Genomic DNA, 24,054 nt, shown 5'->3' with positions numbered 1-24,054 from the left:
GTCGAGATGAAAAAATGGTTGAACGTATTCGAGCAAAATAAACGTCTTCAGGCGACCGTGATTGGTGTGTATATTGCTACCACGTTTGCTAGCTTATATTTAGCACAAAAATCAGTTGTTGCTTTTTTGCTTTTGCTTTCCTCGCTTTTAGTTTTATATTTTACGACATTTTCGAATCGTGTGAAGTGGGTCATCGGCATTCTCGTATTAAGTGTGCTATTGCCTCTAGCCGCAAGTCAAGGAGAAGCTTATCAATCATATATGGAAGTGGCCACGTTAGTCGGAATTTACATTGCGATGGCGCTTGGATTAAACATTGTTGTAGGACTTGCTGGTCTTTTAGACTTAGGGTTTGTAGCTTTTTTTGCCATTGGTGCCTATACGTACGGTATTTTCGCGACAGCACAGGCAAACAACTTTATGCCATTTGGACACTATCCGTTATCCGGGGAAAGTTTTTGGATATTTTTAATCATCGGTTGTATTGTTGCTGCGATATTTGGAGTGTTGCTCGGCATTCCGGTGTTACGAGTAAAAGGCGATTACTTAGCGATCGTAACGCTCGGATTTGGAGAAATTATCCGTATTATTTTCAATAATTTAGATAAGCCAGTTAACATTACAAACGGTGCGATGGGACTTGCTTCTGTTCAACCGCCCAAACTGTTTGGAATTGAATTTATGTACCCGAGCCAATTTTATTATGTTGTATTAGTGATTTTGTTGCTTACGATTTTTATTGTCCGTCGTTTAGAATATTCGAAAATTGGTCGAGCATGGAAAGCGGTGCGGGAAAATGAAATTGCCGCACAAGCGATGGGCATTCCGCTCGTCCGTACAAAGTTGATGGCGTTTGCCGTTGGCGCTTCATTTTCAGGAATGATGGGGGTTGTATTTGCAGCAAAACAGACGTTTGTTGATCCAACAAGCTTTACACTGCTCGAGTCTATTACAATTCTTGTCATGGTCATTTTAGGGGGCATGGGTAGCGTTCCGGGGGTTATACTCGGTGCAGCGCTCGTAACGATTTTAAATCTTCAAGTGCTTACAGAATTAACAAACTGGTTGAACCAGCTTAGTTTAAGCGGAGCCGTTCACATTCCTGATGCGCTATCTCCAGCCAAAATGCAACGGTTTATTTTTGGCTTGATTTTAATTGTCTTTGCCTTGTATCGTCCACAAGGATTGTTGCCGGCAAAAAATCCTCGTTTTGATGAAAAAGAGTTGAAAAGTGGTGTAAAAAACGTAGCAGATGGAAAGGAGGGAGCGAAAGGTGTCTATTTTAACGGTTAAACAATTAACAAAACAATTTGGTGGGCTTATTGCAAACAACAATATTGATATGGATGTACAAAAAGGATCCATTACAGCTGTTATCGGACCGAACGGTGCAGGGAAGACAACATTGTTTAACATGGTCACAGGGGTGTATCAACCGACGAGCGGTGATATTTTATTAAATGGTGAGTCGCTCGTTGGATTAAAGCCCCATCAAGTTGCACAAAAAGGCATTTCGCGTACGTTCCAAAATATCCGTTTATTCGGAGCGATGACCGTATTAGAAAACGTCATGGTTGGCATGCATACGCATTTACGTAGCGGGTTATTTCATACGATATTTTCTACCCCATTGATGCGCAAAGAGGAAAAAGAAGCGAAACAAGAGGCGTATCGTCTTTTGCAATACGTCGGTTTAGAGTCACTTTATAACGAAGAGGCAAAAAATTTACCTTATGGGGCGCAGCGAAAACTTGAAATTGCCCGCGCACTAGCGACGAAACCAAAAGTGTTGCTACTAGATGAGCCTGCCGCTGGAATGAATCCGAAAGAGACAGCGGAATTGACGAAGCTCATTTATGACATGCGTGAACAATTGCAACTAACGATTATTTTAATTGAACATGATATGAAGCTCGTTATGGAAATTTCTGAACATATTATTGTGTTAGATCATGGAGAAAAAATTGCTGAAGGTACGCCGGATGACATTCGAAATAATGAAAAAGTCATTGAAGCTTACTTAGGAAAAGGAGCGACAACAGCATCGTAGGAGGGGATGGCGAGTGAGTTTGTTGCGTTTAGAGCGCGTTCATACGTTTTATGGTGGAGTGCATGCGCTAAAAGGAATTGATTTAGAAGTATGTGAAGGGGAAATTGTGACGTTAATCGGCAGTAACGGTGCGGGAAAATCGACGACATTAAAAACAATTAGCGGACAAGTGAAGGCGAAAAGCGGAAGCATTGTATACGAAGGAAAAAACATGACAAACACACCACCACATGTAACCGCGTTGGCAGGCATCGCCCATGTTCCTGAAGGACGGAGAATTTTTCCGCGATTGACAGTGAAAGAAAATTTAGAAATGGGTGCCTTTTCGGTGAACGATAAAAAAGAAATAGCTGAGCGAATGGAGCGGGTATTTCATTATTTCCCTCGGCTAAAAGAGCGTCTACAACAAAAAGGAGGGACGATGAGTGGAGGAGAGCAACAAATGTTAGCGATCGGTCGTGCTTTAATGATGAAACCGAAGTTGCTCATGTTAGATGAACCGTCGATGGGATTAGCTCCAATTATCGTTGAGCAAATTTTCCATATTATTCGAGAGTTAAACGATGAGGGAATGACAATTTTGCTTGTCGAACAAAACGCGTTTCAAGCGTTGCAAATCGCGCATCGTGGCTACGTCATTCAAACAGGAGAAATTACAATGTCAGGTACAGGAAAAGAACTACTTGGAAACGAGCAAGTACGAGAAGCATATTTAGGGTGAATCACAAGGCGTCTGGCGACAAAAGCTAGCGCCTTTTTGTATAATTGTTTCGGAGGGATGGATGTGCACATTGATACAGTGATATTGCGACATTTAGAAATGGAATTAAAATCACCGTTTACAACAAGCTTTGGAACGATGAAAACGCGACCCGTTTTATTAGTGGAAGCGATCGATGAAAATGGCGAGCGAGGATGGGGGGAAGGTGTTGCTTTTTCTGCCCCTTGGTATACGGAAGAAACGTTGGAAACGACGTGGCATATGCTCGAACATTTTTTAATTCCGCTTCTTTTTCAAGCACCCGTTCATCATCCGGATGAACTGCACGCCCGATTTTCGATGATTCGCCGCAATTACATGGCCAAAGCAGCGCTTGAAGGGGCGGTATGGGATTTGTTCGCCAAACGACGTAGGATGTCATTAAGCGTGGCGCTCGGCGGTGAAAAACAAGAAGTGGAAGTTGGAATAAGCATCGGTATTCAGCCAATAACGAATTTGCTAAAACGAATGGAACAAGCGCTTGCGGAAGGATACAGACGTGTGAAAATAAAAATTAAGCCAGGATGGGATGTGGATGTCGTTCGTGTCGTTCGTCAACATTTCCCTGATGTTCCGCTTATGGTCGATGCAAACTCCGCTTACTCGTTACACGACATCGATCGCTTACAAGCGCTCGATGACTATGAGTTGCTTATGATTGAACAGCCGCTTGCTGTAGATGACATCGTTGATCATGCGAAATTACAAGCAAAGTTAAACACACCGATTTGTTTAGATGAAAGCATATGTTCATACGAAGATGCCAAAAGAGCAATTGAATTGCAAAGTTGCCGAATCATCAATATAAAAATTGGCCGAGTAGGTGGATTAACGGAAGCGAAACGCATTCATGATTTATGCCAAAAACATCATATTCCTGTATGGTGTGGCGGCATGTTAGAAGGTGGAGTCGGACGAGCGCATAGCATCGCTCTAGCAACACTTCCGCATTTTTCTTTGCCAAGCGATACCGCTGCGTCGGCAAATTATTGGGACCGTGATTTCATTGATCCAGAAGTTACCGTTCATCATGGACGCATTTTCGTTTCGAAACAGCTTGGTATAGGCTATGAAGTGAATATGAAAGAAGTCGAAAGGCGTGTCGTTCGTTCAAAAGTATATAACCGTGTGAAAGGATGAGGATATGTTTGACCCAACGATTTTTGATAATTTAAAAACAGTTGTTGAAGGAGCCGTTTACGATTTAGATACAAATGATGAACTCATTTCGATCATTGATCGCTCAGACATCGTTGACTTAGCGAAATTTACGCGCGCGTACGCTCTCTCTTTTCAATTGCGTCATGCTCATCAAGTGACGTGTACCATTTCGCTTGAAATGACGCTCCAACATATTGCAAACGAGTTGTTACACGAAGATGTCACGAACGCAGGCTGTACTGTGACGGTTTCGTTTTCTTTTTCAGCTACACATGTCGATTGCCAAGCCGTAGAACAGGCGCTAAAGCGCATTTGGGGGGAACAGCGCACAGTTATCCAAACGTTAACGTATACATACCCAAAACATGAACGATATACTCATCAAGTGACGATTGATTTCGAACGTACGATTAACGAAAGCCATGTTGACGATTTATTACAGATGATTCCATATATCATTCGTTCGCTTGAACAGTTGCTTTTGTATGCTGAACAAAAATAATTGAAGGAATGTGATATTCCAAGTATGATAGAAGTGAAAATGATTATAGTTATCATACTTGGAGTGTTGCTGAATGAAAAAAGTATATTTTTGTAAAAAGAATAAATTCGCAACGAAAACGTTGTATCAATTTTTAAAACAAACGTTCAAACATGTGAAAGTGAAGCGAAAAGATTGCATTGGCAAATGCAAAATGTGCAAACATTGTCCGTTCGTTTTAATTGATGGAGAAGCTGTAAAAGCGACGACGACGGACGAATTGTATGATCGTATTTCTTATGAAATGACAAAACAATGGTGGACGTTTCGGGAAAAATAAGCAGGAATTTTTTTATTTTTGTTTAATTTCATGTGTGAAAGGGGGGGAAAATGATGTGGTCAGAAGTCAAACAAGTGTTATCTCGCATGATGTCCTCACTTGCTTTTGAAACATGGATTGAAGGAACGACAGCAACGATGGAAGAACATACGGTCACTATTCATTGCACAAACCCAATGCAAAAAAGTTGGATTGAAACGTTGTATATGCCTTACATTGAACAAGCGATCGAAAAGGTTTGCGGAAAACGAGTGGTTGTCAAGTTAGAGGCACCCCATGAACTCTCTAATGAGCAATTTATGCGTATGTGGAACTACATGATTGCCCTCGAAAAACAAACGTGGAATCTCGAAGCGCGCGTCACAAAAGTGGAACGGCAAATGGAAGAAATAGAAAAAGAGGTGGCGCAACTGCGCGAACGGACAGATTTTCTTGAACGACTGCTTGCGACAGATGAGAAACCTGTACAGAAAACGTATATTCATTAACGAGGCGTTCCAAATAATGGAACGCCTCTACTTGTTAACATTTTTTGTAATGTACCGTCATACATAATTTTCCGCAGCAAATAGAACCGCCTGATCCTCCTAAACAACGAATTGATACATTTCGTAAGCTATTAAATGTTTTTGAAAATGATTGCCCTTCCTTTAATGTGGCAATTAATGTTTGATTAACGCGTACCTCGACACCATCACAACTATTTTCAACTAATACAGTTACTGTTCCAAACGGTTTAATAACATCCCCATCTGCTTCCCAAATCGTACGATCTGTACTATCACACAAAAACTCCCAATTTTGACAAACTTCATCCGTCACAATTGGACGGTCTGGACAACATCCTCCACAGCTCATCATATCCGCTCCTTTTCGTTTAATTGAAGAATCATCTTCCTTTATATACAATGCGAGGAAAGGAAAAGTGTATAGGATTTTGTCCTATGTTGCACACCTAATTTTTACACATTTTTTTCATCGTGTGCCTATGCACGAATATACATACACACATAGTATGATATATCGAATGAAAAAGGGGGGATGGCAAGTGGAAAAGCATTGTATTCATGTGGAAAAAGTGTTTGACTGGGTTGCGCGATCGGTAAAATTAACAAAAAAGGAAACGTTGACAGAACCTATTGTGAAGAACGATATTTGTGTCGACATTTGTATACCGTGCGGAAAAAAAACGATCGTATGGTCAGCGGAAGAAAGCGTGCAAGCGTTTGGAACGGTGACCGTCGTATATGAGCAAGGGTGCGGACAAAAAATGGACGTCTTTATAAATGGAGAATTTGCTTTCTCGTTGCAAGAAGGAGAATCACGCTCAGTGACCATATCACATTTACATGACGTTCAAGTTGAGTGTGAAGGAAATGGCATGTGCGTCGGACGTGTATGTATTCAACTTCATCAACAGCTCCATCGTATGAATGATTGTGAACATATTCGTTGCATATTGACTGATGCATGCGGACAGCCGATTGAACCAGAACAGATGACTTGTCGCATACTTGATGAACGTCAGACGGTGCATGTCACGTTGCCGAATGGAAAACATGTGAACTTACAGCGAGTATATGTTCTCATCGAGGCGTTTGTTGTGGTGCAATGCATCCGAAAAGACGGAACGGTATGGGAAACAAGGCCGATTTCATTAGCAACGATGGAAGATGTGTTATTATGTGCCCCTGCGGAGACAACCATCGTTTGCGAAACCGTTACGGCCGACTGTAAAGTGGCATTTCTTTCAACAACGTGCCCGCAAATATTCATCTCTGTTCAACTTTGTCAACATGTTCAAGCGCTTGGGCGTGTGAAAGTGGAATTAGAAGGAACGATATGTCTACCGCGTGTCGAACAACAAGTAAACATATGCCCACAACATGTTCATATACCAAGTTGCCCGATATAAAAAGAGAGCGACGCGTCAAGCGAAGCTCTCTTATAGCGTAAAACCAAATATACCTGAAATAAAGCAACTGTTGACGATCCATGTTTCGTTCGTTTTCGTCAGACGGACAGTTCCTTTTCCGACCGCGTCAATCGTGACGTTTTGCATGTTATTGAACTGCCCGGTAGCTAATGTGTCGACATCAACCGTTTGCCCTTGGATACGTTGCAAAAAGCTTGTAATTGAACGTTCACAACAGTCGCACGTTTCGTCAATTTGGGGGAGGGAAATGTTTTTCAATACGTCTCCTCTCACTCCGACGACGTTACAAATTGGAAATGCTGCCGAGCGTCCACTTTGTCCTGTACCTGGAATTGTGCCAGTAACAATCAAATCATTTACAATTGGACCGATCGTAAAATTATTATTTCCTTGCCCGGGTCCTGTTTGATCGAGTGTGGCGATATCGACTTCTTTTCCATTTAGCTGTGCTAATACATTTTTCATTCCTTCAACACAGCATGGACATTCGTCACGCTGTGGCGGTAACGGTTTATGGCGCATAGGTGCACAACAACATTTTTTCATCGCTTCTTCCTCCTCTCTACTTTATTGTATGAACGAGAGGGGAAGAAGGTGTGGACGGGGCGTTATAAAAACGGGTTGCGCCATTCCATAAGCAGCGCGTAGTTGCACGACTGGGCATCTTCTAAATAATTAGCGACAACCTTCACTGGCGTGCGACCGCAGCGAAGTAAAAAAGTAATAACAGGGTCTGTGAGTTTTCCGTTTATAACTGCATCTACATATTGTTCGGCAGTCATTTCATTGGCATATCGATGATACCCTGGCATTCGACTCCCACCTAATAGCCGTTCAAGCTTTTGATGGACGACAACTTCGTACATCGACTGCATGAGCCATTTTCCTAACCCGAGTTTGCGATATGCTGGACGCACACCAATGTCAACGACGTATAACGTATTGCCGTTTCGATTATGATTGCGAATATATCCGTTGTCCGTTATTTCCTCCCACGTATGATCGGCGTCGTTCGGATGGTAGTTCACAATTAAACCGGTCATCGATCCGACGACTTCCCCGTCAATTTCGACACATAACGCTCCTTCTGGAAAAAGTGTCATATGATTCATGAGCTGCTCTTTATTCCACCATAGTTCAGATGGGAAAGGGGGTGGAAAGCTTTCCTGTTGAATCCGAATTAACGCATCGATATCTTTTTCTTCATAGTTGCGAATGAGTGCAGGGATAGGACGATCATCATGAAATACGTAAAGTTGCTTTTTATACATTGTCTTCCTCCTTATGTCCAATCTACATATAAATCTGTGCGACGGTCGCGCCAAGTGGTTACCGATCCGCGCTCGCGAACGTCGTAAAGAAGCTGTAAATCAAGATCAGCTGTAATGATCATATCGTCGTTTATTTCTCCTTCGGCTAAAACACCGCGTGGTGGGAACGGAATATCGTTCGGTGTAATGATCGCTGCTTGTCCGAAGTTTGCGCGCATAAAATCAACGGTTGGCAACGACCCGACTGTCCCTGTCGTGACGACGTATACTTGATTTTCGATCGCACGAGCATGGCATGTGTAGCGTACGCGATGAAATCCGTGGCGATCATCGGTACACGATGGACAAAAAATGACGTCCGCTCCTTTTGCACGTGCCATGCGTACAATTTCAGGAAATTCAATGTCATAACATGTTAAAATCGCAATCGTTCCTTTTGTTGTTTGAAACACATGTAATGAATCGCCGCCATGCATATTCCATTCGTTCACTTCCGTTGGCGTAATATGTAATTTCGCCTGTTCAGCAATCGTTCCATCGGGATAAAATAAATGAGCGACATTATATAGTCGATCCTCTTTTTTTATGACATGTGTCCCGCCAATAATATGCATATTCGTCTGTTTCGCAAGTGTTGAAAATAATGAGCGATAGGCGTCCGTAAACGTTGGAAGCTCTTCAATTGTTATTCCATCTCCAATGGACATAAGTTGTGTTGTAATAAACTCAGGGAAGAGCACGAACTCAGCACCGAATTCTTGCGCTGTTTTCACATAATGTTCGACTTGTTTTGCAAACTGTTCAAATGATGGAATCGTATGTAAATGATACTGAACCGCACTGACGCGCATTTTCAATGAAACGCACCTTCTTTTTTGTATTTTTTCACCATTATTATAACGAATATTTTTTATTTTGTCTGAATCGAAGCATCGTTTGTGTAGAAAAAATGATCGATGTGTTACAATAGCGTTAAAGGAGGAATGAAAAATGAGCATTTACGATTTTCATGTACGTACAATTCAGGGGGAAGAGCAATCGTTAGCGCAGTATAAAGGAAAAGTATTATTAATCGTCAATACAGCAAGCAAATGTGGATTGACGCCACAGTACGAACAATTGCAACAATTGTATGACAAGTATAAAGATCGCGGTTTTGTTGTGCTCGGTTTTCCGTGCAATCAATTCGGAAATCAAGAGCCGGGATCCGAAGAAGACATCTCACAGTTTTGTCAACTCAATTATGGTGTGACGTTTCCGGTGTTTGCGAAGGTGGACGTAAACGGTCCAAACGCCCATCCGCTCTTCACTTACTTAACGGAACAAGCACCAGGTGTATTAGGAACGAAAGCGGTGAAATGGAACTTTACAAAGTTTTTAGTTGATCGCAAAGGTCAAGTGATTGCGCGGTTTGCCCCAACGACAAAGCCGTTCGAACTTGAACAACATATTGAATCGTTACTTCATGAACCCGTCTCTGAATGAAAAAGAGACGGTTTTTTGTTGGGCGTAATCGATTTGTCTATACCGATTTTTGTATAGTGCATATGCTGAGATAGTAGAGATTGACGCCAAATAGGAGGGGTTATATGTTCATTGAACCTTGGATCGTAGATGAAACGATGCATGAGTTTTTCGTACCGGATTATATTGAACAAATGGCAGAAGATGTTTTGCGTCATTATGATTTATCTGTTCAAAGTAGGCAAGTCGTCACGACGAAACCGGATAAAGGAGGAGCCATTTGGAAGCTAGAAACGAACAAAGGGCCAAAAAGTTTAAAATTGCTTCATCGTCGTCCAACACGCAGTTTGTTTAGCCTTGGCGCTCAGCGATATTTAGTCGATGTGCAAAAAGCAAATGTCCCACCGATTGTTCAAACGAAAGAAGGAACGGATTATGTGGAGGCTGGAGGGAAGCTATGGTTTGTTGCGGAATGGATCGAGCCGTTATTTCCTGTAACGAAAGATTTAGAAGGGGCAAAACAGCTTTGTTATGCGCTTGGTGAATTTCATCGTTTAAGTAAAGGATACGTTCCTCCAAAAGGAGCAGAAATCGCGTCCCGGCTGTATAAATGGCCGAAAACGTACGAAAAAACAATAAACAAAATGGACTGGTTTCGCCAATTAGCGAAGGCGTATAAAGAGATGCCTGCAAGCGGGATGTTATTGGAAGTTGTCGACCGCTTTCAGGCGCAGGCGCGCGAAAGTTTCACTAGACTACAACAATCTCCGTATGACCAATTAGTTGAACTTGGACATAGTGAATGGGGATTAGTGCATCAAGATTATGGGTGGTCGAACGGACAAATGGGTGCGAATGGCATGTGGATTATCGATTTAGATGGTGTCGCGTACGATTTGCCCATTCGAGATTTACGAAAACTGATTTCCGGTACGATGGCTGATTTATACCGTTGGGACGCTCAATGGGTGCGAGAGATGATTCGAGCGTATCATGAAGCCAATCCAATTGACGCTTCATTATATGACATATTGATGATTGATTTGTCACTTCCGAATGAATTTTACAAAAACTTAAAAGAAGTCGTATATGAGCCAGAGTTATTTTTAACGGAACAAACGATGCAGCTCATTGAGATCATTGTTGCAACGGATGAAACGAAATGGCCGGTTCTTGCGGAAATTGAAAACGATTGGAAGGAGAACGGAAACAGATGAACATTTTAATGATTTGTACAGAAAAGCTACCTGTTCCTCCCGTGCTCGGTGGTGCGATTCAAACGTATATTGCTGGAATCCTCCCCCATCTTCACCGCGCACATCGTATTACGGTATTAGGTGTACAACATGAAACACTGCCAAATGAAGAAACGATCGACGGCATTCATTATGTACGCGTTCCGGGTGGGATATTTGACATATATCTCGAACACGTCGTTCAATACGTGCAAGCTCATTCGTTCGATCTTATCCACATTTTTAACCGCCCACGTCTCGTTTTACCAATTCGTCAAGTTGCTCCTCATGCAAAAATTACGCTGAGCATGCATAACGATATGTTTCAACCTACGAAAATCAATCGTGAAGAAGCAGAGGAAGTCGTGAAGCAAGTATGTGCGATTGTCACTATTAGCGACTATATCGGTCAAGTCATTCGCGACCTATATCCAGAAGCAGAGGGAAAATTGAGAACGATTTACTCAGGTGTCGATTCCGATCGATTTTTACCAGGGAATCATCCGAATATGGCGTCGATTCGTAAACAGCTACGTCAGGCGCATGGGATCGATCAAAAAACAGTCATTTTATTTGCTGGGCGTTTGTCGCCAAATAAAGGGGTTGACAAACTGATTCAAGCGTTGCCGGAACTTGCGAAGCGATTTAACGACTTAGCGCTCGTCATCGTCGGAAGCAAATGGTTTAGTGAAGAAGGGACGACGGACTATATTGCTTACGTTCGTTCGTTAGCTAAAAGATTACCTATTCCTGTTGTGGCGACAGGATTTGTGCCGCCAAATGAAATTCAACATTGGTTTGCCGCAGCTGATTTATTTGTTTGTACGTCGCAATGGCAAGAGCCGCTTGCTCGCGTTCATTATGAAGCGATGGCAGCCGGGCTTCCGATTGTTACAACTGCTCGTGGTGGCAATCCAGAGGTCATCGTTCCAAATGAAAATGGTGTTGTTGTCGAAAGACCAGAAGATCCGCAAGACTTTGTGGAAAAAATGGCATATGTGTTGTCCAATCGTACGCTAATGAAAAAAATGGGGGAAAACGGGCGTAAATTAGCAACATCACTTTATCGTTGGGAGCGCGTGGCATCAGACCTACTCCGTGTATGGCAACATGTCGAACAAACTGAGCTTTCGCCAATACAAGCAACTGTTTCTGTTGAAGAAATCGTTGAGCAAGTCGTTGAAAAACAGCCGACCGAGCCAGTTTTACCATCTTTACAGCCAATTCAAGAAGAAGTGGTGTTGAATAAAAAAAGAAAAAAAGCATTTGTATGGGCGATTACGACATAAAACTCCCACTTATGTTTGTGGGAGTTTCGGTCTTGTTTGCATATATAAATAAAAGTCATCGTTTTGTTTTTCTGTAATGACGTCGCGTAAAATTTGAGCAAGGACTGTGCTATACACGGTTCCGTTATCTCCGTAAGCATAGACGAAATAACAGTTTGGAAAGGAATCGTACACACCAATCATCGGAAGACCATCATGCGTCCCACCGTAAAAGGCAGCTAAATAAAATTCAGGAACGACGCGAATATCGGGGAAAAGTCGATGAAATTCCTCGATCAGTCGTTCTTTTTTATGCATAAGCTTAGCGTCGCGATCATCCGCATACGCTGTATTTTCATCAAGCCCTCCGATAATAATGCGATCGTCAGCCGTTGTTCGCATATATACATACGGACGGGCTGTCTCCCAAATGAGCGTTCGTTTATACCAACTTGAAAAATCTTCAACTCGATTTGTAATAACCGCATACGAACTAACGAGTAACGCTTTTTTTTCTTGTTTCACTTCTAACGTTTCATAGCCTGCGGCAAAAATGACTTTCCGAGCTCGAATGGAATGCCCATTTTTCGTATAACATGTTGCCATATGTTGTTCGAGTTTTTTTCCGTTGATTTCTGTTTCTTCGAAAATACGCACGCCACGTTGTTTTGCATATTCCAATAAACCAATTGTCAATTTATACGGATTTAATTCTCCATCCCCCGTTGTATATAAAGCAGCATGTTTTGCAAACGGGTAATGGCTACGAATTTGTTGTTCATTCAACCAGACAACAGGATAGCCTTGTTTTTTTAACGCCGTATATTCTTTTTCAAGCTTTTGGACATCTTCCGCAACGCTTGCATAATACAAACTATCCCTTCTTTGAAATTCCACATCGATATGTAAGCAATTTGCTGCCCGTTCAAGTTCATCGACGGCTTGTTGACAAAGCGTTAAATGACGTGCGGCATACGTTTCGCCAAAGCTGTTAACGAGTTCAAAAAACATTTTATCCCCGAGACATTGAATCAGCGCTGTATTTGTCATCGTACTTCCGTATCCTGCTTTTCGTTTATCGACCACAACAACGTCTAAATTTGTTTCACTTAAATAATAGGCGCATAACGCTCCTGAACCGCCCGCTCCGACAATCAACACGTCGCATTGTATGTCGTTCTCAAGAGGGGGATACGAAGGAGCATCGGGAAATGTCGTTGGCCAATATAACTTTCCTGTTTGTAAATCCATTGCGATAGCCACCTTTCTTTTTTGTTCTGGTCTTTTTTAGATTGACCTGCATATGTAAAAGTATGCGACAACAACAATGGGATTTATATATTGACATAGCAAAAAGCTTTCTTATTTTTGGAATATTTGATAAAATAGGACGAAACGACAATGGGCATGTGAGAAAGTAGGGATGGAATGTGAAAGTATTTTTGGACTTAATGTGGTTTTTTAAGCAAGAAAAAAAAGCGTATATGATCGGAATTATATTGCTTGCGATTGTATCGTTGCTTGAGCTTGTCCCACCAAAAGTGATTGGGCACGTTGTTGATGCTGTAAAAGCGGGGGAACTGACGAAAGAAAAGCTCGCTACGTGGTTAAGCTTGCTCGCAGGTGTAGCAATTTGTATGTACGGTTGTCGTTACGTTTGGCGGACGATGATTTTCGGATCAGCGGCGAAGCTTGCTCGGCTTTTGCGCGATCGGCTGTACGGTCACTTTACAACGATGTCTCCGTCATTTTACCAAAATCGCCGCATCGGTGATTTAATGGCACATGCGACAAATGATTTACAAGCGATTCAGCAAACAGCGGGTGTTGGCGTCTTAACGCTTGTCGATTCACTATGCATCGGGGGTTTTGTCATTGCGACGATGGCATTTACGATTAGCTGGAAACTAACGCTCATTTGTTTATTGCCAATGCCGCTTATGGCTTATTTAACAAGCTATTACGGGTCGTTGCTTCATCAACGTTTTCATCATGCGCAAGAGGCATTTTCTGCTTTAAACGATAAGGTGCAAGAAAGCATTGCGGGCATGAAAGTAATAAAAACGTTCGGACAAGAAAAAGAAGAAATCGAATCGTTTCGAGTACAAGCGGATGACGTCGTTCAAAAAAATATGGCGGTTGCTCGCATTGATTCATTGTTTGATCCAACGATTTCGCTCATTGTCGGCGTGTCGTTTTTTTTAGCGATCGTTTTTGGTGCCCGTTTTGTCGTGCAAGGAGAGTTGACAATTGGGCAACTCGTTTCTTTTACGATGTATTTAGGACTTCTCATTTGGCCAATGTTAGCGTTCGGATGGCTATTTAATATTGTCGAACGCGGTCGCGCTTCGTATGACCGTGTTTCCTCGTTATTGCGCGAAAAACCAGATATACAAGAAAATGAGGGGTTACTTGATGAAGTACCAACAGGTGACATCACGTACGATATTCGTTTCTTTACGTATCCGAATGAAACGAAGCCAACATTACAACACATTCAGTTTACGTTAAAAAAAGGAGAAACGTTAGGAATTGTTGGGAAAACAGGAGCCGGAAAAACGACGCTTTTAAAAGTGTTATTGCGTGAGTTTGTTGGGATGGATGGAGACGTTTATTTTGGCGGACATTCCATTACACAATATCGGTTAGAACGATTGCGCGAAGCGATTGGTTATGTACCACAAGATCATTTTCTTTTTTCTGCCTCCATTCGTGACAATATTGCTTTTGCTCGACCAGATGCGAGTCAAGAAGAAGTAGAGCATGTCGCCAAACTCGCTCAAGTACATGATGATATTGTACAGTTTCCAGAAGGGTACGAAACAGTTGTTGGTGAAAGAGGTGTGTCTTTATCGGGAGGACAAAAGCAACGGCTATCGATTGCGCGCGCATTGCTCCTTGATCCGGAAGTGCTTATTTTAGACGACTCGCTATCCGCTGTTGATGCTCAAACGGAAGAGCGCATTTTACGAGCGTTGAAAGAAAATCGGGCAGGCAAAACGACGATTATTGCGACGCATCGGTTAAGTGCTATTCAACACGCGCATTTAATTTTAGTGCTTGAAGATGGGAACATTGTTCAGCGAGGTACGCACGACGAGCTTGTTTCCAAAGACGGTTGGTATCGAGATATGTACGTTCGCCAACAGCTTGAACAGTTTGTGGAACGTGGAGGTGTACAATGAGATCGAATATGAATCAACGGCAAGTGTTTATGCGGCTCATGAGCTATGCGATACCGCATCGAAAGTCGCTGTTTTTTGCTTTTTTTCTTTTAGCCTTAACGACTGCGGGCGAAGTGCTCGGTCCGATTATTGTAAAAGTGTTTATTGATGACTACTTAACACATATGACATTTCCGCTTCAAGCAATGATCGGATTGGCAGCCGCTTACATCGCGATTCACATTGGGAAAGTCGTTCTATCTTATTTTCAATTGTTAAAGTTTCAAGAAATTGCACTAAAAATTATTCAACAACTTCGTATCGATGTTTTTTCTAAAGTACAATCGTTAGGAATGCGCTATTTTGATCGGACACCAGCGGGGAGCATCGTATCGCGAGTGACAAATGATACGGAAGCGATTAAAGAAATGTTTGTTGAAGTGCTCGTCACATTTATCCAAAGTGCTTTTTTCTTAGTCGGTGTATTCGTTGCGATGTTTTTGCTCGATGTTCGTTTAGCTACTTTTTGTTTAGTGATTTTACCGGTTATTTATATCATTATTCGTACGTATCGAAAGTATAGCTCGGTGTTTTATAGCGATTTGCGTGAGCGGTTAAGCCAGCTAAATGCAAAGTTAAATGAGTCGCTTCAAGGTATGGCGATTATCCAGGCGTTCCGCCAACAAAAGCGAATGAGAGAGCAATTTGGAGACATTAACGAAAAACATTATATAGCGGCAAGGAAAAATATTAAACTTGATAGTTTATTGCTTCGTCCAGCGACAGACGTCGTTTATGTGTTTTCGCTTATTGTCGTTTTAAGTTATTTTGGCATCTCTTCTTTTCAAAGTCCGGTTGAAATCGGTGTGTTGTACGCCTTCGTCAATTATTTAGAGCGTTTTTTTGAACCGATTAACCAAATGATGATGCGTTTATCCATGTTTCAGCAAGCGCTCGTTGCTTCGTCGCGCGTGTTTCAATTGTTAGATGAACGAGAAGAAGAACCGAAACAATATGAGCAACCACTTGTTATTGAAAAAGGAACGGTGGAATTTCGTAATGTATCGTTTAGTTACGATGGAAAACGCGACGTGTTAAAAAACATTTCGTTTATCGCTCGACCTGGGGAAACAGTTGCGCTCGTCGGTCATACAGGAAGCGGAAAAAGTTCGATCATTCAACTGCTCATGCGCTTTTACGAGTTTGAACGCGGTGACATTTTGATTGATGGATATTCCATTAAAGCATATCCGAAAAGAGAATTGCGAAAAAATATCGGCCTTGTCCTTCAAGATCCGTTTTTGTTTTATGGGACGGTGCGAGATAACATTCGACTTCATCATAAACGTTTGACAGATGAAGACATAGAACAAGCTGCGACATTTGTTCAAGCCCATTCGTTTATTGAAAAGTTGCCAAAACGGTACGATCATCCCGTGACAGAGAGGGGGACGACGTTTTCGAGTGGCCAACGTCAACTCATTGCATTTGCTCGTACGATTGCAATCAATCCGAAAATATTAGTGCTTGATGAAGCAACGGCAAATATCGATACAGAAACAGAGGAAGCCATTCAACAAGCGCTCGAAAAGATGAGAAAAGGGCGAACGACGATTGCGATTGCCCATCGCTTATCAACGATTCAAGATGCCGATCAAATTCTCGTTTTGCATCAAGGTGAAATTGTTGAGCGCGGCACGCATCAACAGCTGCTCGCAAAACGAGGGTTATATTATCGGATGTACGTCTTGCAAAATGGGTTAACCGAAGATGTATGTATATAAAAGTTTTTAAAGCTTGTTTTAGTTTTGTCAAACACATTTGTCGAAACCGCCATATTAAGTGGCGGTTTCGCAATATACGATTTCCCCAATTTTTGGTACACATAGCTGCTCGCTTGGAAAGTTGCGCCGTTCCCATTCGGCATATAGGCGATCTAGCGCTTCTTTTGGTGTATCGTCAGCGAGTGGAAATGTACCGTAATGCATCGGAATAAATGTGTTTGCACGGCAATCGACAAATGCTTGTACAGCTTCTTCTGGTGTCACATGTTGAGGTCCCATAAACCATTCTGGTTCATATGCCCCAATAGGCAGCAACGCATAATCGATATGGAAACGCTCCCCGATCGCGCGAAATCCGCGAAAATATCCACTATCTCCAGCAAAATAAAACGTTGGTTTTTCTTTTCTTTCAATGACCCATCCGCCCCAATGGGATGTATTCGTATCAAATAGTGTCCGCTTTGACCAGTGTTGTGCAGGAACGAACGTAAACGAAACATTTTGTTCAACAACGGTGTCCCACCAACAGCATTCCACGACACGTTCAAACCCTCTTTTTAGAAAGGACGAACGTAACCCGCTTGGAACGAGGATGAGAGGATTTCCTTTTAACTGTTTTATGCTTGAGAAATGTAAATGGTCATAGTGGCTATGAGAAATTAATATGACATCAACGGGAGGTACATCATGAATCGGAATGGCTGGATCAGTTAGTCTGCGAATCGTTCCTAATCGTTTTGCCCAAACCGGATCTGTAACAATGGTTAAGCCATTTATTTGAATAATAAATGTCGCATGTCCTATCCATGTGAGCAACGTTTGCTTTTTATTTGTATGCAGCAAAGAAGAGTCAATATATTCACGAGGCAAAGTGTATGACCAGTCTTTCTTTTTTTGTCTTCTTTCCGCATACCAACGCCGTAAATCAGCAAATGTTTTTGTTGTACATACCCCATCTAAATTTTCATATCGTTTTCCCATGTTCTTCTCCTCCAATATGGGTGTTTCATTTGAGCATTCAGTATATATAAGTATACACGATGATTTCTTTAATTTTTTTGTTCGTATGAAAATGTTTCTCTTGACAATGAGAAAATGAAGCAAGTCATTCGCAAAACATCCGCATCTTGTCGTAGTGAAGTTTAAAATATATCAGAGCCAAAGAAAAAATTGTTAAATATGTGTTGAACGAGGGGAAGAAACTGGGCATAACATATGTTCAGTTCTATTTTTTATTGTTCATATATTAACTATAATGGATATATGAAGCGAAAGAAGATGACATGGCCGAGTCATAATGGATCATATATGAATACATTATAGTAAAAAAATGATTGGGGAGAAGAAAGGTGGAAGATGTTGTACTTCAACATGCGGAACAGTTGAAGCATTGGGAAGAAAAACAAGAAGAGATTTTGCAAGAGTTAAAGGAAAACCAACAAAAAATTCATCAGCAAAACGATTTATATTATAACGAAAAAGAAGAGGCGCGCATTATTGAACGATATTATGAGCATATTCATGATCAAACGGACGGAACGTTTTTATTTCGAGCATATCACGATTTAATCAAGCGGACACATATACGCCGCATCCCTTATTTTCTAAGCAAAGATTACTATTTGTACACATGGGTTGATTTGCAGCCAGATGGAACAGTAAAAAGTATTTATTCAGGAAAAAAGAAAGATCCGCGCGCCGTTATTTTACAAGACTATGAGACGATTCAAAAGCGATATGAACAATTTATTCAACTTGTGAGAAAAGCAAAAAAGGGTGAACTCGATCTTGAGCAAAAGATGAAAATGGTCGATCGACAATTCAAATTTAATGCCGAGCATGTCGTTCCGCAATCTTGGTTTGGGGCGAAAGAGCCGATGAAAGGAGATTTGCATCACTTATTCGTTTGTGAACCACGTTGTAATTCGATCCGTTCGAATTTTCCTTATGCAGATTTCCCATTTTATGAACCAGAGTCCCCTTATGAAATGGTTCAAAATGACTGTGGAGTAGCATACGGGGAATATTTTGAGCCTGAACATGGAAAAGGGGCGGTGGCGCGAGCGATGTTGTATTTTCTCCTTCGTTATCCGCGAGCGATCAAACAACCGTTTATTGAGCAAATAAATATTTCGTTGCTTATTCAATGGCATAAACAGTTTCCTGTTACAATGTATGAAAAACATCGTAACGCGGCTATTTTTCGTATTCAAGGAAATCGCAATCCGTTCATAGATAAACCGCATCTTGTTGAACAGCTTTATTTTTTGATTGGACGTAAAAGTGGTTAGGCGTTCGCACACATCCCACTCTTTTTCATATGCTGTAATATAGAAGTGGTTTAACTCGTAATGACCGTTTACCACGCTAATTGAAAGTTTTTCCCTCTCAACTAATAACCCACTTGGCATTAAATCGCTGAGTGGGTTTTTTCTATTACTTATAAAAGGTGGTTAATCCAGTGGAAAAAGATATTAAGCAGTTAGTTACTAAATCATGTGCGAATTTTTATAGACGGAAAATGTATTTTATCGGACAGGGAATGTCCTTTGCTTGTTGGTGGTGAATATCGAGGAAAAAAGATACCAGCTAGTGACTGTTCATGTACTTATTTTGAAAAGGCTGTTCTTCCAGCTAATAAGACTGTTGAAGCTGTTTATTATGGCAAAGATACCATTTTAAACAAGTCATGCAAGGGCTGTGGCAAGGGTTTTAGTTCAGTATCAAACAGGACTGTTTATTGTTCTGATATATGTAAAAGATCAGCAAGGAAAAGCACTCATATTAAGTACAATCAAAAAAGGGTTAAATAACGACATTTAGACATAAATAAACCCAGTCATAGCAAGGCTTTTAAGCGTTGGAATTTAGATGGTAAGGTGTTTATACCTAAGCTGTTTCTAACTGTCGTTAATCAATTATAAAAGGTGGTCAACAATGGAACAGTACACTAAAGAACGATATACAAATATGATGAAAATTCCTATGTCAATGGAAGGAAGTAACAAGGTTTTATATCATTACAGAAAACCAACTGTACAGAACTGTAAAGTCACTTTTATGGACGGTTCTGTTTATTGGCAAAAAATGATCTTTAATGATAAGTTCTTATCAATTAAGGCTGAACCTAATACGTTGTACTTAGATGAACAATGCACCGTTTTAGCTGATGTGACACGAAAACAGAAAATACAAGAATGTAAAAGATTAGGTTTAATCTAGGGTTAGGGTACTCTGTTACCTTAACCCTATTTTTTTGTTATCTTAATTAAGATTTTTAATCCACTTGAAAGAACGATAACGGAAAATTAAAAAGACAGCCCTTATATAGTTATCTAAAGCAATAGAAATCCAAACACCTACTAATCCAAAACCAAAGTAAACACCTAAAAGATATACACCAACAGTTCTTATAGCCCAAATTCCTATTGCTGTCATGTACATGGGATATTTAGTGTCTCCCCCAGCTTGAAAGGTTGCTGTCAATGTGGAAACAATCGCTGTTGCTGGCTGAGTTATTGTATCAATGGCAAGGACTGTTGTAATTAAACCAATAACAACCCTATTAGTTGTAAATATAGGACTAATTTGTGAAGATAGTAAATAGGTAATGAAAAGTACCAATGTCATTGCTATTGACGTTAAAAAAATTGAAGAAACACTATATCTTTTCGCCTTCTCAATTTCCCCAGCACCTAAACTTTTCCCAACTAGCGTTGTTGTTGCTACTGCAAAACCTGTTCCTATTACAGACGCAAAAATAGTAAAGTTCCCAGCAAATGTATGGGCTGCATAAACCTCAGTTCCCATACGGATAATCATTCCAAAATAGATGATTTGTCCAAAACGCATAAAGAGACGTTCCATTGACGCTGGTAAACCCAATTTGACTAAATCCTTTATAACTTCTATTTTCATTTTCCAATCATTCATGGTTATTGAAATAAATCCTTTAATAAATAAATGACGGAATAACAATATGACTGCAAATAACCTTGCAATGACACTAGCAAAAGCGGCACCTTGTATTCCAAAACCTTCAAAGAACACGCCAAAGATTAAAACATAATCCAATACAATATGTATAATATTCATCCAAATGCCTATTCTCATAGGTGTTTTGGTGTCACCTGAACCTCTCAGGATAGCACCAATAGTGTACATCATTGAAATTAGAATTGAAGGTGTCGCAACAATCCTAAAATATGATGAACCAATTTCTAATACTTCCTTTTCAGCACCCATCACCTTCAATAATTGTTCAGAGAAGAAAAAGGAAATCGCACCGAAAACAATTCCAACTATGATAGTTAAAATAATGGATTGTGACGCAACTGTTTTTACTTTATCCTTTTGATTAGCACCATAATAACGAGAAACAAAAACTGTTGAAGCTGTTCCTAAAGCTAGAAATACTGCAAAGTATATTTGAAGAATAGCATTTGATATTCCCACCGAAGCAACTTCTTGTAATCCTAATTTTGAAATAAATAAAGTATCAACAAATCCAACCATACTTTGAAGGAGACTTTCAATTATAGCTGGAATAGCCAAAATTAAAATGCTTTTTGAATACGAATTAAGTTTCACTGTTTTCACCTACTCTTTTCATAAACCAACCATTCAATAATATGACAATTATAAAGTAAATAAAAGTTAGACCTAAGAGGGTTTATATACATCCAAATTGACATTTTAACCTCTGGTTTACGCAGCACACCCGATGCGGCGTAACACCTCATCTGGGTGCTGTAAGACATGTTGTTCAAACCGAGTAATCGACTGGGCGATGTCCTTTTAATCTTTATGCAAGACGTTGGCGATGACTTCATCTTTCAGCCACTTCCATAACCGTTCAATCGGATTCAAATGAGGCGAATACGGCGGGAGAAAAATAAAATGAAACGCACCGCCTTCTTCGCTTTGAAGGAAAGCTTGCACCATGTTGGCATGATGAATACGCGCATTGTCCAACACAAGCACGAGGAATCGATCGGAATATTTCTCTTTCAACAGGCGCAAAAAGTCAAGGAACGTTTCAGCATTGGCGGATGATGCGCGATGAAACACGACATCGCCTTGTTGCACGTCGACGGCACCAAAAATGGACACGTGGGCGTGGTGACCGTAGCTTGGCACTTGTTTTTGATTCCCTACTTCTGCCCATGTCGTACGAAGCGCTTGATATGCGCGAACATGCGTCTCATCGACATGAAGAAGAACGATTTCTTCCGTGATTCGTTTTTTTTATAAACTCGAGTTCTTTTTCAAAGGCTGCTTGAAGCACTGGATCGCCTTTGACGAGCTTATAGGTCGGGCGTGTCCATGACAAGCGAAGACGATGCAATAACTTCCGAATACCTTCCCGTGACATCGAAACACCATAGGTTTGTTGGATGTAAGATTGTAATATACGTGTGTTCCATGGCGGAGAAATGCCCCACCCGACATCCACAGGAGTGGTGGTTAAGACGAGTTGTCTAATTTCTTGTTGTTGTTCTTCCGTCAGAAATGGCACGCGACCAGGTGGCAAGCGACGATCGAGTAAATGATCGAGCCCACCCTCATTAAAGCGTGCGACGTAGAGGGAAACCGATTGACGGCATAGATTGACCATTTTTGCGACATCTTTGCCAAGAAACCCTTCCATGACGAGGCGAACGGCAGTCACCCGAGCGCGAAGCGAAGCATCTTTGATTTTCCGTTCTTGTTTCCGAAGTGTTCGAGGTGTCCAACCGTGATCATTTGTTATTTTCAGACGTTTCATGTCATTTCCGCTCCTTTTATACGTGGGTATTTAGGAGCAGTATAACCATGGAAAAAGGTGGTCATACAGAAGTCATCATTTTAAAGTGCATGTATATAATAACTATTCTAATAACAGCTATCAATAGTGACAAAAATAATAGTAATTCTTTAATAGAGTTGTCGAGTTTATGAGACAAGCGTAAGCAATAAAAACTTAATGAACTATTCCTTTAGTGAATAAATCTATCTAGCTTTTAATGCTGGTGTGACAATTGAATATTCCTACACCTAACGAGTTTAATAGCATAGCAAGGAAACAGCACTTTTCCCTAATGGTCTTTATAGATCGTTAGGGATTCTTTTTTTGTCCACTTTTTACAGCTAAAATTTCACCATAAATAATTTTTATAAATACTTTATATTAAGAGGTTTTATCAGGTGATTTTATTATTCAAGGGGCACCGAAATTAACAGCGGATGCTGCAGGCATTCCAGTTTCTGAGGTCATTTCCGCAAGCATTCCGCTCGTCTTTGTGATGGGAATAGTCACAGTGACAACCGCGTTTTTCTTGTTGCGTCGCGATATGAAAAGAGGGAACATTCAACAAGGCGAAGCGGTTGCCATCGCTGAAAACGAAGTACAGTCTCATTTATTAACAAAACGAATGAAAGTGACGTTTGCGTTTCTTATTCCGATTTTATTTGGCCTAGACGTTGTAGCAATGTATTATTTTCAATTGCAAGGCGGAGATGCAACTGCGTTAATTGGTGGAACAGCCATTTTCATTTTATCTCTCTTATCAGTCGTGGCATATAAAAAGAAAAGTTTAGAACAAATTACAGACTTATTCATTCAAGGGTTTCAATTCGGGTTTAAAGTGTTTGGTCCTGTCATCCCAATCGCCGCATTCTTTTATTTAGGAGATTCAGGATTTCAAACGATTATTGGTGATTTTTTACCAAAACAGTCGCATGGCATTGTGAATGACTTAGGTGTGGCTTTATCGAATATCGTTCCATTAAGTAAAGAAGTTGGAGCTGTGACGTTAGTTGGAGTAGGGGCTATCACAGGCTTGGATGGCTCGGGATTTTCAGGTATTTCCCTTGTCGGCTCCATTGCAAAATTGTTTGCAGTAGCAATTGGAACGGGAATTGCCACATTGACAGCACTTGGTCAAATCGCAGCAATTTGGGTTGGGGGAGGAACATTAGTGCCTTGGGCGCTCATTCCAGCCGCTGCTATCTGCGGTGTCAGCCCATTTGAATTAGCAAGACGAAACGTTGTGCCAGTTATTACAGGTTTAATTGCAACGACAATTGTAGCGATGTTTCTTATTTAACTGTAAAGAGTGTCTCCAACGAGGCACTCTTTTTTGTGTAATGAAAAATAAC

General features: G+C 40.9%; 24 protein-coding genes and 1 pseudogene. 16 read left to right on the top strand and 9 right to left on the bottom strand.

From position 1 onward, the window contains the following. The first annotated feature begins 6 nt into the window (after window positions 1-6). The 7 genes from HNR63_RS06420 (at window position 7) to HNR63_RS06390 (ending at window position 5,280) form a co-directional block, all read left to right on the top strand. The gene (locus HNR63_RS06420; RefSeq protein WP_181520175.1) at window positions 7-1,293 is read left to right on the top strand and encodes a branched-chain amino acid ABC transporter permease; all 1,287 of its coding nucleotides are present in this window, start codon (window positions 7-9) and stop codon (window positions 1,291-1,293) included. Next, on the top strand, window positions 1,274-2,050 hold the full coding sequence (locus tag HNR63_RS06415) for an ABC transporter ATP-binding protein (protein ID WP_043964239.1): 777 nt from the start codon (window positions 1,274-1,276) through the stop codon (window positions 2,048-2,050). The genes HNR63_RS06420 and HNR63_RS06415 overlap by 20 nt, the downstream gene beginning before the upstream one ends. Before the next feature lie 13 nt (window positions 2,051-2,063). Continuing rightward, a complete protein-coding gene (locus HNR63_RS06410; protein WP_021094129.1) occupies window positions 2,064-2,771 on the top strand; it encodes an ABC transporter ATP-binding protein in 708 nt (235 codons plus the stop codon). A gap of 57 nt (window positions 2,772-2,828) precedes the next feature. Continuing rightward, on the top strand, window positions 2,829-3,950 hold the full coding sequence (gene menC, locus HNR63_RS06405; protein ID WP_181520173.1) for an o-succinylbenzoate synthase: 1,122 nt from the start codon (window positions 2,829-2,831) through the stop codon (window positions 3,948-3,950). Window positions 3,951-3,954: 4 nt separating this feature from the next. Then, window positions 3,955-4,473 carry a hypothetical protein gene (locus HNR63_RS06400; protein ID WP_181520172.1) on the top strand — a complete coding sequence of 173 codons (519 nt, stop codon included), beginning with the start codon at window positions 3,955-3,957 and terminating at the stop codon, window positions 4,471-4,473. A 73-nt stretch (window positions 4,474-4,546) separates the two neighbouring features. Continuing rightward, complete coding sequence (locus tag HNR63_RS06395) at window positions 4,547-4,792, top strand: YuzB family protein (RefSeq protein ID WP_021094126.1); 246 nt, start codon at window positions 4,547-4,549, stop codon at window positions 4,790-4,792. 50 nt (window positions 4,793-4,842) lie between these two features. Continuing rightward, entirely contained in the window at window positions 4,843-5,280 is a 438-nt protein-coding gene (locus HNR63_RS06390) for a DnaA N-terminal domain-containing protein (RefSeq protein WP_246316754.1), read from the top strand. Window positions 5,281-5,314: 34 nt separating this feature from the next. Here the strand turns inward: HNR63_RS06390 and HNR63_RS06385 are convergent, their stop codons facing one another. Continuing rightward, window positions 5,315-5,653, bottom strand: a complete 339-nt coding sequence (locus HNR63_RS06385) for a DUF3992 domain-containing protein (protein WP_246316753.1) — start codon at window positions 5,651-5,653, stop codon at window positions 5,315-5,317. A 187-nt stretch (window positions 5,654-5,840) separates the two neighbouring features. Between HNR63_RS06385 and HNR63_RS06380 the strand changes: the two genes are divergently transcribed. Continuing rightward, window positions 5,841-6,707, top strand: a complete 867-nt coding sequence (locus HNR63_RS06380) for a BMQ_0737 family morphogenetic spore coat protein (RefSeq protein WP_343047629.1) — start codon at window positions 5,841-5,843, stop codon at window positions 6,705-6,707. Between the two features lie 30 nt (window positions 6,708-6,737). Here HNR63_RS06380 and HNR63_RS06375 read toward each other — a convergent pair whose 3' ends face one another. The 3 genes from HNR63_RS06375 to HNR63_RS06365 all read right to left on the bottom strand — a co-directional run bounded on the left by HNR63_RS06375 (window position 6,738) and on the right by HNR63_RS06365 (window position 8,856). Continuing rightward, window positions 6,738-7,274 carry a hypothetical protein gene (locus HNR63_RS06375; RefSeq protein WP_181520170.1) on the bottom strand — a complete coding sequence of 179 codons (537 nt, stop codon included), beginning with the start codon at window positions 7,272-7,274 and terminating at the stop codon, window positions 6,738-6,740. Between the two features lie 62 nt (window positions 7,275-7,336). Then, window positions 7,337-7,999 carry a GNAT family N-acetyltransferase gene (locus HNR63_RS06370; protein ID WP_021094124.1) on the bottom strand — a complete coding sequence of 221 codons (663 nt, stop codon included), beginning with the start codon at window positions 7,997-7,999 and terminating at the stop codon, window positions 7,337-7,339. An 11-nt stretch (window positions 8,000-8,010) separates the two neighbouring features. Further along, a complete protein-coding gene (locus HNR63_RS06365; protein ID WP_021094123.1) occupies window positions 8,011-8,856 on the bottom strand; it encodes a carbon-nitrogen hydrolase family protein in 846 nt (281 codons plus the stop codon). A 133-nt stretch (window positions 8,857-8,989) separates the two neighbouring features. On the opposite strand from HNR63_RS06365, the gene HNR63_RS06360 reads away from it, so the two are divergent. The 3 genes from HNR63_RS06360 to HNR63_RS06350 all read left to right on the top strand — a co-directional run bounded on the left by HNR63_RS06360 (window position 8,990) and on the right by HNR63_RS06350 (window position 11,987). Next, the gene (locus tag HNR63_RS06360) at window positions 8,990-9,484 is read left to right on the top strand and encodes a glutathione peroxidase (protein ID WP_181520169.1); all 495 of its coding nucleotides are present in this window, start codon (window positions 8,990-8,992) and stop codon (window positions 9,482-9,484) included. Between the two features lie 104 nt (window positions 9,485-9,588). Next, complete coding sequence (locus HNR63_RS06355) at window positions 9,589-10,680, top strand: CotS family spore coat protein (RefSeq protein WP_181520168.1); 1,092 nt, start codon at window positions 9,589-9,591, stop codon at window positions 10,678-10,680. Then, window positions 10,677-11,987, top strand: a complete 1,311-nt coding sequence (locus HNR63_RS06350; RefSeq protein ID WP_181520167.1) for a glycosyltransferase family 4 protein — start codon at window positions 10,677-10,679, stop codon at window positions 11,985-11,987. Before HNR63_RS06355 ends, HNR63_RS06350 begins: the two co-directional genes overlap by 4 nt. Window positions 11,988-11,996: 9 nt before the next feature. Here the strand turns inward: HNR63_RS06350 and HNR63_RS06345 are convergent, their stop codons facing one another. Continuing rightward, window positions 11,997-13,217: an NAD(P)/FAD-dependent oxidoreductase gene (locus HNR63_RS06345; RefSeq protein WP_171335111.1), complete on the bottom strand. Its 1,221-nt coding sequence runs from the start codon at window positions 13,215-13,217 to the stop codon at window positions 11,997-11,999. A 179-nt stretch (window positions 13,218-13,396) separates the two neighbouring features. Between HNR63_RS06345 and HNR63_RS06340 the strand changes: the two genes are divergently transcribed. Beyond that, window positions 13,397-15,151 carry an ABC transporter transmembrane domain-containing protein gene (locus tag HNR63_RS06340; RefSeq protein WP_327867956.1) on the top strand — a complete coding sequence of 585 codons (1,755 nt, stop codon included), beginning with the start codon at window positions 13,397-13,399 and terminating at the stop codon, window positions 15,149-15,151. Next, on the top strand, window positions 15,148-16,914 hold the full coding sequence (locus HNR63_RS06335; RefSeq protein ID WP_181520166.1) for an ABC transporter ATP-binding protein: 1,767 nt from the start codon (window positions 15,148-15,150) through the stop codon (window positions 16,912-16,914). The genes HNR63_RS06340 and HNR63_RS06335 overlap by 4 nt, the downstream gene beginning before the upstream one ends. 54 nt (window positions 16,915-16,968) lie before the next feature. Here HNR63_RS06335 and HNR63_RS06330 read toward each other — a convergent pair whose 3' ends face one another. Next, a complete protein-coding gene (locus tag HNR63_RS06330; protein WP_181520165.1) occupies window positions 16,969-17,895 on the bottom strand; it encodes an MBL fold metallo-hydrolase in 927 nt (308 codons plus the stop codon). 368 nt (window positions 17,896-18,263) lie between these two features. Here HNR63_RS06330 and HNR63_RS06325 point away from each other — a divergent pair, with 368 nt between their 5' ends. Both HNR63_RS06325 and HNR63_RS06320 read left to right on the top strand, forming a co-directional pair. Beyond that, a complete protein-coding gene (locus HNR63_RS06325; RefSeq protein ID WP_343047627.1) occupies window positions 18,264-19,205 on the top strand; it encodes an endonuclease I family protein in 942 nt (313 codons plus the stop codon). A 646-nt stretch (window positions 19,206-19,851) separates the two neighbouring features. Next, a complete protein-coding gene (locus HNR63_RS06320; RefSeq protein WP_181520163.1) occupies window positions 19,852-20,136 on the top strand; it encodes a hypothetical protein in 285 nt (94 codons plus the stop codon). 42 nt (window positions 20,137-20,178) lie between these two features. Here HNR63_RS06320 and HNR63_RS06315 read toward each other — a convergent pair whose 3' ends face one another. The 3 genes from HNR63_RS06315 to HNR63_RS06305 all read right to left on the bottom strand — a co-directional run bounded on the left by HNR63_RS06315 (window position 20,179) and on the right by HNR63_RS06305 (window position 22,681). Then, entirely contained in the window at window positions 20,179-21,513 is a 1,335-nt protein-coding gene (locus HNR63_RS06315; RefSeq protein ID WP_343047625.1) for an MATE family efflux transporter, read from the bottom strand. A gap of 198 nt (window positions 21,514-21,711) precedes the next feature. Next, window positions 21,712-22,140 (bottom strand): IS630 family transposase, encoded by a 429-nt coding sequence (locus HNR63_RS06310; RefSeq protein ID WP_181520225.1) that lies wholly within the window; start codon window positions 22,138-22,140, stop codon window positions 21,712-21,714. After that, window positions 22,118-22,681 carry a helix-turn-helix domain-containing protein gene (locus tag HNR63_RS06305; RefSeq protein ID WP_181520162.1) on the bottom strand — a complete coding sequence of 188 codons (564 nt, stop codon included), beginning with the start codon at window positions 22,679-22,681 and terminating at the stop codon, window positions 22,118-22,120. The genes HNR63_RS06310 and HNR63_RS06305 overlap by 23 nt, the downstream gene beginning before the upstream one ends. 412 nt (window positions 22,682-23,093) lie before the next feature. Here HNR63_RS06305 and HNR63_RS06300 point away from each other — a divergent pair. Next, window positions 23,094-24,002: pseudogene (locus tag HNR63_RS06300) on the top strand (hypothetical protein); the annotation flags it as partial. Window positions 24,003-24,054 lie beyond the last annotated feature (52 nt).

This window comes from Anoxybacillus ayderensis (assembly GCF_013761015.1).
GTDB lineage: Bacteria > Bacillota > Bacilli > Bacillales > Anoxybacillaceae > Anoxybacillus > Anoxybacillus ayderensis.
This window is presented reverse-complemented; position numbering and strand designations above follow the sequence as displayed.

Coding starts and splice junctions, on each gene's coding strand:
- HNR63_RS06375 (WP_181520170.1), bottom strand. CDS start 7,274: ATGAAAAAATGTTGTTGTGCACCTATGCGCCATAAACCGTTACCGCCA.
- HNR63_RS06355 (WP_181520168.1), top strand. CDS start 9,589: ATGTTCATTGAACCTTGGATCGTAGATGAAACGATGCATGAGTTTTTC.
- HNR63_RS06345 (WP_171335111.1), bottom strand. CDS start 13,217: ATGGATTTACAAACAGGAAAGTTATATTGGCCAACGACATTTCCCGAT.
- HNR63_RS06330 (WP_181520165.1), bottom strand. CDS start 17,895: ATGGGAAAACGATATGAAAATTTAGATGGGGTATGTACAACAAAAACA.
- HNR63_RS06390 (WP_246316754.1), top strand. CDS start 4,843: ATGATGTGGTCAGAAGTCAAACAAGTGTTATCTCGCATGATGTCCTCA.
- HNR63_RS06400 (WP_181520172.1), top strand. CDS start 3,955: ATGTTTGACCCAACGATTTTTGATAATTTAAAAACAGTTGTTGAAGGA.
- HNR63_RS06335 (WP_181520166.1), top strand. CDS start 15,148: ATGAGATCGAATATGAATCAACGGCAAGTGTTTATGCGGCTCATGAGC.
- HNR63_RS06385 (WP_246316753.1), bottom strand. CDS start 5,653: ATGATGAGCTGTGGAGGATGTTGTCCAGACCGTCCAATTGTGACGGAT.
- HNR63_RS06360 (WP_181520169.1), top strand. CDS start 8,990: ATGAGCATTTACGATTTTCATGTACGTACAATTCAGGGGGAAGAGCAA.
- HNR63_RS06420 (WP_181520175.1), top strand. CDS start 7: ATGAAAAAATGGTTGAACGTATTCGAGCAAAATAAACGTCTTCAGGCG.
- HNR63_RS06395 (WP_021094126.1), top strand. CDS start 4,547: ATGAAAAAAGTATATTTTTGTAAAAAGAATAAATTCGCAACGAAAACG.
- HNR63_RS06305 (WP_181520162.1), bottom strand. CDS start 22,681: ATGAAACGTCTGAAAATAACAAATGATCACGGTTGGACACCTCGAACA.
- HNR63_RS06350 (WP_181520167.1), top strand. CDS start 10,677: ATGAACATTTTAATGATTTGTACAGAAAAGCTACCTGTTCCTCCCGTG.
- HNR63_RS06370 (WP_021094124.1), bottom strand. CDS start 7,999: ATGTATAAAAAGCAACTTTACGTATTTCATGATGATCGTCCTATCCCT.
- HNR63_RS06320 (WP_181520163.1), top strand. CDS start 19,852: ATGGAACAGTACACTAAAGAACGATATACAAATATGATGAAAATTCCT.
- menC (WP_181520173.1), top strand. CDS start 2,829: ATGGATGTGCACATTGATACAGTGATATTGCGACATTTAGAAATGGAA.